Here is an 8,075-nt window from a genome sequence, read left to right as displayed (position 1 = left end):
GCACCTCCGTCCTCGACCGCACCTCCGTCCTCGACCGAAGCGTCGACTGGGACCGTACGTACGAGAAGTACACGGCCACCATCACCTCGGCGTTCGGCGTCGCGGGCGCCCTCACCGGAATCCAGGACGCCGGACCCGCCTCCGACGCCCGCGTGCTGCTCGAATTCGGCCGCGCCGCCGAAATGCTCGCCCGCGAGGACGCCCTGCTCACCTCCGCCCGGACCGCCCGGACCTTCAGCGCGCAGAGGATGAGGCTGTTCAACGGCGCCGTCGAGACCCGACTCGCCCTCACCGAGTCCGCCGTCGACGATCTACGCGCCCCCGAGCGCGCCGCCTGGCGCGAACTCACCGGACAGAGCGCCTACCGGGCACTGCGATCCGCCGAGGACAAGACCCTCGCCGCGCCGGCGGGACGCCGGGCCGCCGAGGCCGTACCGGCCACCACCTGGGACGCGGCCCACAGCACCGTGCGCACGGCCATGCGGGACATCGAGACCGGCGCCCGGCGGAGCGCCGACGACCGCGCCGACCCCTTCGGCCAAGGCCTGTTCACCGCCGCCGGGGCCGCCGTACTCCTCGGACTCGCCGCCGTCGCCGCCTCGCTCGTCATCTCCGTACGCATCGGCCGCGCCCTCGTCGTCGAACTCGTCAGCCTCCGCAACACCGCCCTCGCGATCGCCCGGCATAAACTGCCCCACGCCATGCGCCGGCTCCGCTCCGGCGAAGAACTCGACGTACAGGCCGAGGCCCCGCCGGGGCAGGCCCCACAGGACGAGATCGCCGAGGTCGGCGAAGCCCTCTCGACCGTGCACCGGGCCGCGCTCGGCGCCGCCGTCGAACGCGCGGAACTCAGCCGCGGAATCTCCGGAGTCTTCGTCAACCTCGCCCGCCGCAGTCAGGTCCTCGTCCACCGGCAGCTCAATCTGCTCGACAGCATGGAGCGGCGCGCCGAAGACCCGAACGAGCTCGGCGACCTGTTCCGGCTCGACCATCTGACCACCCGCATGCGCCGCCACGCCGAAAGCCTGATCATCCTCTCCGGCGCAGCCCCCGGCCGAGCCTGGCGCATGCCCGTACCCCTCACCAACGTCGTACGTGCCGCCGTCTCCGAAGTGGAGGACTACGCGCGCGTGGAGGTGCGACAGCTGCCCGAGAGCGCCGTCGTCGGCGCCGCCGTCGCGGACCTCACCCATCTCCTCGCCGAACTCGTCGAGAACGCCGCCCAGTTCTCCCCGCCCCACACCAAGGTCCGGGTCAGCGGCGAACCCGTGGGCAACGGCTACGCCCTCGAGATCGAGGACCGCGGCCTCGGCATGGGCAAGGAAGCCCTCGCCGAGGCCAACCGGCGCATCGAACAGTCGGAGGCGCTCGACCTCTTCGACAGCGACCGGCTCGGACTGTTCGTGGTCAGCAGGCTCTCCGCCCGTCACGACATCAAGGTGCGTCTGCGGACCTCGCCGTACGGGGGGACCACCGCGGTCGTACTGATCCCGACGCCGCTGCTGCAGACCGCGCTGCCGGCGGGATCCGCCGCGTCGGCTGCTCCGTCCACGGCGCGGTCCGCCGCGGAGGCGGCACCGCTCCCGCCGGAGCCAACCGCCCGCCGCGACCTTGACATCCAGGGCGACGGTCCACCACCGCCTCCCGGAGTCATCGCCCTGCGGTTGCGCGGCCGCCCGCAGTCCACCCACACCGAAACCGGTCCCCACGAGCAGCCGGAACCGCGGTCCCGGATCCACACCGAGCCCCCCACCCGGGACGACGGGGGCGGCCTCCCACGCCGGGTCAGACAGGCCAGCCTCGTCCCCCAACTGCGCGAAGCCCCCCGTCCCGCACCCGCGGACGCGGGCGACAACACCGCGTACGACACCCCGCAACGCACCCCGCAACGCACCCCGGAACAGGCCAGGGACCGGATGGCCGCCTACCGCGCCGGCTGGACCCGCGGCGGCGCCGCCCCCGGCCGGACCATCCACAGCGACGAAGGAGACGACGCATGATCGATGACGAGAGGATCGCCCCGCGCCACCGCTCCGGAGAGCTCGACTGGCTGCTCGACGACCTGGTGCTGCGCGTGCCCGAGGTCCGGCACACGGTCGTCCTCTCCAACGACGGCCTCGCTGTCGGCGCCTCGAACGGCCTGACCCGCGAGGACGCCGAACACCTCGCCGCCGTCGCCTCCGGATTCCACAGCCTCGCCAAGGGCGCGGGCCGTCACTTCCGCACCGGGGGAGTCCGCCAGACGATGGTCGAGATGGACGAGGGGTTCCTCTTCGTGGCCGCCGCGGGCGACGGTTCCTGCCTTGCCGTACTCAGCTCGGTGACCGCCGACATCGGCCTCATCGCCTACGAGATGGCCCGGCTCGTCAAGCGCGTGGGCGAGCACCTGCACACCCCGCCACGCATGTCCGCCACCCCGCCCGCCGCCGGCTGACCGGAGGGAGGCCCCACCGCCATGAACGATGCCGGCGACGGCGACCAGGAACACCAGGGCAGCCGTTGGTACGACGCCGAAGCGGGACCGCTCGTCCGTCCGTACGCCATGACCGGGGGCCGCACCCGACCGGGCCCCGGCGCCGTACGCTTCGACCTCATCGCGCTCGTCGACGCCGCCGCCGACGCGGTGGACCGGGCCGCGGAGTCCCTCCTCGGGCCCGAGCACCGGGCACTGCTCGAACTCTGCCGCACCGAGACCCAGTCGGTTGCGGAACTGGCGGCTCACTGCGATCTGCCCGTCGGCGTCGTCCGCGTCCTCCTCGGCGACCTCCTCGAAGCCGGCCATGTCACGGTCAGCCGGCCCGTACCGCCCGCGCAGCTGCCCGATGAAAGGATTCTTCGGGAGGTGATCGAGGGACTCAGGGCGCTCTGAAGCGGTCAATGTCCTCCGAAGAGCGGCCAACAGCGCGTGACGCAGCGGGCAAGGAGTCCTCGCGGGGGCACACTGGTGATGTTCCTGTCCCGGTCCCGACACCGAGGAGCACCGTGCCTGTCCCGATCATCATCGACTGCGACCCCGGGCACGACGACGCCGTCGCGATCATGCTCGCGGCCGGCGATCCCGCGATCGACCTGCTCGCGATCACCACGGTCGCGGGCAACCAGGTGGTCGAGAAGACCACCCTGAACGCCCGCGGGATCTGCACCGCCGCCGGAATCACCGATGTCCCCATCGCGGCCGGCTGCGCGCGGCCACTCGTCCAGCCGCTGTACGTGGCGGACGACGTCCATGGCGAGTCGGGCATGGACGGACCCAGCTTCGGCGCACCGACCGTGGACGTCGTCCCCGAGCACGCCGTGGACCTCATGTACCGGATCCTGACGGGGCATCCGGAGCCGGTCACCCTCGTTCCGACAGCCCCGCTGACGAACATCGCACTGCTGCTGACCCGGTACCCCGACGTGACCGCGCACATCCGCGAGATCGTGCTCATGGGCGGCTCCACGGAGCGCGGAAACCGTACCCCGGCCGCCGAGTTCAACATCTACGTCGACCCTGAGGCCGCCGACATCGTCCTCCGCAGCGGCCTGCCCGTGACCATGTGCGGGCTCAACGTCACCCACCAGGCGCTCGCCACCCCCGACGTCCTCGCCCGCCTCGAAGGACTCGGCACCCCGCTCGGCCGCATCTGCGCCGAGCTGATGACCTTCTTCGCCTCCACCTACCGGCGGCTGTGGGGCTTCGAAGCCCCGCCGCTGCACGACCCCGTCGCGGTCGCCCGCGTCATCGACCCGGCGATCGTGCACTGCGTCGACGCCGGCGTGGCCGTCGAACTGCGCGGAGAGCACACGCGCGGGGCGACGGTGGTGGACCTGCACCAGTACCTGGACCGGCCCGTCAACGCGCGGGTCGCGGTGACCCTGGACCAGGAGAAGTTCTGGGACCGGGTGATCGGCGCCGTGGACATGCTCGGCAAGCGGGCGGGATGAATCGAGGAGCGGGCGGCGACGCCGACTGTCGCTCCGCAGGCGTGCGCCCACGGTCCGAAGCACCAATCGCACCTGTCCCGCCGCCGCCACCGCAAACGCGACGGCAGGCGCCGCACGCGCCGCACGAGCGATCCCCCACATGGAGGACACTTGACCGGGAAACCCACGCTCACCAGGGAAGAGGAACCGCACAGTGCCCGACACACGTGACGACGCAGCATCCGCCCAGGACCGGTCCCGTCTGCGGGCCGACTGCGCGAGCTGTTTCGGGCTGTGCTGCGTCGCGCTGCCCTTCTCGGCCTCGGCCGACTTCGCCGTCGGCAAACCCGCCGGGCAGCCCTGTACCAACCTCCGTTCCGACTTCGGCTGCGGCATCCACACACAGCTCAGGCAGCGGGGCTTCTCCGGCTGCACCGTCTACGACTGCTTCGGCGCCGGCCAGAAGGTCTCGCAGGTCACCTTCAGCAAGAAGAGCTGGCGGCAGGCCCCGGAAACCGCCCGGCAGATGTTCGACGTGTTCCCGGTGATGCGGCAACTCCATGAACTTCTCTGGTACCTGACGGAGGCGCTGACCCTGCCCGCGGCCCGACCGCTGCACGCCGCCGTCCGCGGTCTTCTCGCCGAGACCGAAGCTCTCACGGAGCGGGACGCCGTCACCCTCCTGGACATCGATGTTCCGGCACTGCGCGGGCGGGTCGGTGACCTGCTGCTCCGCACGAGCGAGCTGGTACGCGCCGAGGCGAAGCCCGGCCGCAAGAAGAACCGTCGGGGGGCCGACCTCCTCGGCGCCAGGCTCGCGGGAGCCGATCTGCACGGAGCCAACCTGCGCGGCGCCTGCCTCATCGCCGCTGACCTGACCGGCGCCGACCTGCGCCTGGCCGATCTCCTCGGCGCCGACTTCCGGGACGCGGACCTCAGCGGGGCCGACCTCACCGGCAGCATCTTCCTCACCCAGCCGCAGCTCCACCAGGCGAAGGGCGACGCGAGGACGAAGCTGCCGGGCGCGCTCGCCCGCCCCGCGCACTGGGCGTCGTAGGCCGGTTCGCGACGAATCGCGCGCGGGAGGAGCAAGAGAGGGCACCCGCAGTCTGGGCCGGCCCGGCGCATTGCATCGAGCGGGCGCCAGGTCGAGCCGAGCCCACAGCATCTGTCGCGCCCAAGCGAATTGCGAATTGTTCCGGACATCTTTTGCGTCCGGAACAGTCACATCACGCAAAAAGCGATCTCGACGCCCCGCTCGGAGCCCTGCTTGCCATACTTCTCACGCCACACAGAACAGATGTACTGGTGTCGGCCTCTCGCCGAGCCGGCCCCCGCTGAGGCGGCCCTGACGGCTCTGACCTGGGGGTTCGACCTCGCGGCGCACACCCGATGAGAGAAGTGATCGATGGCTCCCGAGCTCTCTGGCAGCACCGGCGGAGAAACCTCAGCTCTCGCGCTGAAAATACTGGTCGCCGGCGGTTTCGGAGTCGGCAAGACGACCCTCGTCGGAGCGGTCAGCGAAATCCGTCCGCTGCGTACCGAGGAACAGCTCAGCGAGGCAGGACAGACGGTCGACGACACCGGGGGAGTCGACCGGAAGACCACGACCACCGTCGCGATGGACTTCGGCCGCATCACCATCCGCTCAGGACTGTCCCTTTACCTCTTCGGTACTCCCGGCCAGGACCGCTTCTGGTTCCTGTGGGACGAACTGTCCCAGGGCGCGCTCGGAGCGGTCGTCCTCGCCGACACCCGGCGCCTCGAGGACAGCTTTCCCGCCGTCGACTACTTCGAGCACCGCCGTATCCCCTTCGTCGTCGCCGTCAACTGCTTCGTGGGCGCCCGTACCTACGGTGCGCACGAGGTCTCCCGCGCCCTCGACCTCGACCGGGGAACCCCCGTCGTGCTGTGCGACGCACGCGATCGGGACTCCGGGAAGGAAGTGCTGATCCGGCTCGTCGAGTACGCCGGGCGGATGCACACCGCCCGGCTGCTCGACTCGGTCAGCTAGCGACCCCCGCCTCGGCCAGCACCTTCTCGACACGGACCCGCACCAGCAGTTCGCCCGGCACCCCGTTGCGCGCGCCGAACTCCTCCGCGCGCTCGTCGCCCATGTACCGCGCGGCGATCCGGGTCGCCCACGTGCGCAACTCCCCGGGATCCTCGCTGAGTTCCGCACGGCCCTGGATCATCACGAACGAGAACGGTGGCCGGTCATCGTCCACACACAGCGCCACCCGCCCGTCCCGCGCCAGATTCCGCCCCTTCACACCGCGCTTCGCCGTGTTGAAGACGACGTCGTCGCCGTCGAGCACGAACCAGACCGGTGTGACATGCGGACTCCCGTCCGCCCGTACGGTCGACAGTTTCCCGGTGCGCGTCCCCTCGGAGACGAACGTCCGCCATTGCTCCTCTGACATCTTCGGCATGGGGGTCATCCTCGATGCCGCCGGTCGCGGGGGAAAGCCGACCCTCCGCTGCCATGCGCCCCGGTATGACGCCTTGCCCGGACGGGGACAGTGCGGAAGGCTTACGCGCAACACGGGGCAACGGGGAACATATGAACGGGGAGGACCGGATAATGGCACTGGACAAAGGGCTCGACTGGCTCCTGGACGACCTGACCAAGCGGGTCGAGTACATACGGCACGCACTCGTGCTCTCCAACGACGGCCTGGTCACCGGGGCCAGCACAGGCCTCGCCCGGGAGGACGCGGAGCATCTCGCCGCAGTCTCTTCCGGCCTGCACAGCCTCGCCAGGGGCTCGGGCCGGCATTTCCGGGCGGGCAAGGCCCGTCAGACGATGGTCGAATTCGACGACGCGATGCTCTTCGTCACCGCCGCGGGCGAAGGCAGCTGCCTGTGCGTCCTCAGCGCGGCGGAGGCCGATGTCGGCCAGGTCGCCTACGAGATGACACTGCTGGTGAACCGGGTGGGCGAACATCTCGCCGTGGCTGCACGACAGCCGGGCCGTGTCGCGGTGTCCGACTTCTGAGCCGGCTGAACTGTTCTGAGGCTGCGGACCTGTTCTGAGGCTGCGGGCCAGTTCTGAGCCGGCCGACCTGCGTGGACGCAGCGCGTGGCCGGGGTTATCCACAGGCCGCGCGCGAAGGCGTGACGCGGGACTACAGTCGTCACTGAGAGTGATTGAGAGTCACGGGACTGTTCGTCATACACGGGGGAGACCGACATGACCGACGAGACGACCACCGGCATGCCCGGAACCATGGCCTTCGGACGGGCCGCGACGGCACTCGAGCTGAAGCGCGGCGAGTTCGACCTCGCGCTGCAGCTCGGCTACATCCGCACGGTACCGGGGAAGAGCACGGGCCGGGGCAGGGTGTCCCAGGAGGAGATCGACCGGCTGCGCGCGGCCGATGGATTCCCGGACGCGCTGCGCGAGCGCGTCCGGACCGTCGGCACAGCGGAGGCGGCACGGCTGCTCTCCACCACGCCCGCTCGCTTCACGAGGCTGGCCCGCACGGGTCACTTCACACCTGTCAGGTTCTATCTGAACCGATACCGGGCGGTGGTCTGGCTCTATCTGTCCCCGGAGCTTCAGGACTTCGCCGCACACAACCCGGATCTGCTCGACGGCAGACTGCCCGCTGGGCTGCGCGCCAGACTTGACGACGGCGAGGACTGGCGCGCCCGTAACTGGCGGGGGAGGCGCCTCGGCATCCTGCTGCGCCAGGCCGACGGCCCCTGGGAACGTACGGCGGCGATCGCGTCGCTCCTCGATCAGGTCCAGGTGGCGGAGGTCGTGGACGACCCGTACGAGCGCGCGCATCTGGAGCGGCTCCGTCCCGAACCGCCGTACGGACGAACGGAGTCGCTCGCGGTCCGGGATACCACGGACCGGCTGCTGCTCGCGGACGATCCGGACGAGATCCTGTGGCACCGGATGAGCCTGGCGCTCTCGCTGGACGAGGCCCGTGCCTGGGGCCCTGCCCCCCGCCCGGACGGCGACCGGCCGCAGCTGCCGCGTCCCGCTTCGCCGCACGACACGCCACTCGGCGTCTTCACCGGCCCGGGCGGGGCGTCGGGGATCCCCGTACCCCGCACGGGCGGCGATTGGACTCGTGCGGCGTCACCTCGCCGGGACGGTGGAGCCCGTGACCGGGCTCCGGCCAGGCGGGCGACGAAGGGGCTGCTCGCGCGACTGC

The 8,075-nt window shown here is 70.9% G+C and carries 9 protein-coding genes; 8 read left to right on the top strand and 1 reads right to left on the bottom strand.

Annotated elements, in window-relative coordinates:
• From ACWGI8_RS34520 to ACWGI8_RS34495, 6 genes are all read left to right on the top strand, one after another.
• On the top strand, positions 1 to 2,000 hold a 2,000-nt coding region (locus ACWGI8_RS34520), incomplete at its 5' end, for a sensor histidine kinase (RefSeq protein ID WP_453667053.1).
• Positions 1,997 to 2,434, top strand: a complete 438-nt coding sequence (locus ACWGI8_RS34515) for a roadblock/LC7 domain-containing protein (RefSeq protein ID WP_453667051.1) — start codon at positions 1,997 to 1,999, stop codon at positions 2,432 to 2,434. The genes ACWGI8_RS34520 and ACWGI8_RS34515, both read left to right, overlap by 4 nt.
• Before the next feature lie 21 nt (positions 2,435 to 2,455).
• Positions 2,456 to 2,869: a DUF742 domain-containing protein gene (locus ACWGI8_RS34510; RefSeq protein WP_453667050.1), complete on the top strand. Its 414-nt coding sequence runs from the start codon at positions 2,456 to 2,458 to the stop codon at positions 2,867 to 2,869.
• A 113-nt stretch (positions 2,870 to 2,982) separates the two neighbouring features.
• Positions 2,983 to 3,927 (top strand): nucleoside hydrolase, encoded by a 945-nt coding sequence (locus ACWGI8_RS34505; RefSeq protein ID WP_453667049.1) that lies wholly within the window; start codon positions 2,983 to 2,985, stop codon positions 3,925 to 3,927.
• Positions 3,928 to 4,120: 193 nt separating this feature from the next.
• A complete protein-coding gene (locus ACWGI8_RS34500; protein WP_453667047.1) occupies positions 4,121 to 4,963 on the top strand; it encodes a pentapeptide repeat-containing protein in 843 nt (280 codons plus the stop codon).
• 351 nt (positions 4,964 to 5,314) lie between these two features.
• Positions 5,315 to 5,920: a GTP-binding protein gene (locus tag ACWGI8_RS34495; RefSeq protein ID WP_453667045.1), complete on the top strand. Its 606-nt coding sequence runs from the start codon at positions 5,315 to 5,317 to the stop codon at positions 5,918 to 5,920.
• On the opposite strand, the gene ACWGI8_RS34490 is transcribed toward ACWGI8_RS34495, so the two are convergent.
• A complete protein-coding gene (locus ACWGI8_RS34490) occupies positions 5,913 to 6,338 on the bottom strand; it encodes a PPOX class F420-dependent oxidoreductase (RefSeq protein ID WP_453667044.1) in 426 nt (141 codons plus the stop codon). The genes ACWGI8_RS34495 and ACWGI8_RS34490 overlap by 8 nt on opposite strands.
• Positions 6,339 to 6,490: 152 nt before the next feature.
• Between ACWGI8_RS34490 and ACWGI8_RS34485 the strand changes: the two genes are divergently transcribed.
• Both ACWGI8_RS34485 and ACWGI8_RS34480 read left to right on the top strand, forming a co-directional pair.
• Complete coding sequence (locus ACWGI8_RS34485; RefSeq protein ID WP_453667043.1) at positions 6,491 to 6,904, top strand: roadblock/LC7 domain-containing protein; 414 nt, start codon at positions 6,491 to 6,493, stop codon at positions 6,902 to 6,904.
• A 195-nt stretch (positions 6,905 to 7,099) separates the two neighbouring features.
• On the top strand, positions 7,100 to 8,075 hold a 976-nt coding region (locus tag ACWGI8_RS34480), incomplete at its 3' end, for a DUF6397 family protein (RefSeq protein WP_453667041.1).

It is taken from the genome of Streptomyces sp. NPDC054841 (assembly GCF_053611045.1).
The sequence above is the reverse complement of the archived record's forward strand: the minus strand, read 5'-3'. Positions and strand labels throughout refer to the sequence as shown.

What these genes read in the sequence shown, in the direction of transcription:
- ACWGI8_RS34515 (WP_453667051.1), top strand. Translation starts at nt 1,997, where the DNA reads ATGATCGATGACGAGAGGATCGCCCCGCGCCACCGCTCCGGAGAGCTC.
- ACWGI8_RS34510 (WP_453667050.1), top strand. Translation starts at nt 2,456, where the DNA reads ATGAACGATGCCGGCGACGGCGACCAGGAACACCAGGGCAGCCGTTGG.
- ACWGI8_RS34495 (WP_453667045.1), top strand. Translation starts at nt 5,315, where the DNA reads ATGGCTCCCGAGCTCTCTGGCAGCACCGGCGGAGAAACCTCAGCTCTC.
- ACWGI8_RS34490 (WP_453667044.1), bottom strand. Translation starts at nt 6,338, where the DNA reads ATGCCGAAGATGTCAGAGGAGCAATGGCGGACGTTCGTCTCCGAGGGG.
- ACWGI8_RS34485 (WP_453667043.1), top strand. Translation starts at nt 6,491, where the DNA reads ATGGCACTGGACAAAGGGCTCGACTGGCTCCTGGACGACCTGACCAAG.